Here is a 509-nt window from a genome sequence, read left to right as displayed (position 1 = left end):
ATGTTCGGCTCCGACGGCGTCGCCCAAAACGGCACGATCACCTACGGCATCAAGGCATCGGGACTGACCGTGCCGACCCAGCTTCTCCCGAGCTGGAGCGTGGGGTTGTTGCCCACCGATGTCGATTTGAACTTTGGCGGCGCCAATATCGATCTCGACAGCATGGCGAAGAAGGCGATCGAAGCTTTTGATCTCAATAAGAATCCGCCGCTGTCTGCCGAATTCGGCGAGCAGCTTAAGGCCGACTTCATGGCCAAGACGCCGAAGGTCGTGCTTGGCCACAGCACCGTGAAGAACAAGGATACGGAGATCGCCTTGGAAGGCGAGATGACATTCCCAGGCGAAAAGCCCGAAGGTAGCGTGACCGTCGATGTCGCCGGCTTCGACAAGCTTGTCGAAGGCCTGCAGGAAGCGGCAAAGTCGGAACCGGAGGTGGCCCAATACGTGCCAGTCGCTCTCATGGCGAAGGGCTTTGGCAAGACGCTGCCCGATGGCCGGCTGGAAGGGAT

General features: G+C 59.5%; 1 pseudogene. It reads left to right on the top strand.

From position 1 onward, the window contains the following. Nucleotides 1-509, top strand: a pseudogene (locus EN991_RS39255) (DUF4403 family protein); the annotation flags it as partial.

The sequence above is a fragment of the Mesorhizobium sp. M7A.F.Ca.US.005.03.2.1 genome, assembly GCF_003997795.1.
Classification (GTDB): domain Bacteria; phylum Pseudomonadota; class Alphaproteobacteria; order Rhizobiales; family Rhizobiaceae; genus Mesorhizobium; species Mesorhizobium ciceri.
The sequence above is the reverse complement of the archived record's forward strand: the minus strand, read 5'-3'. Positions and strand labels throughout refer to the sequence as shown.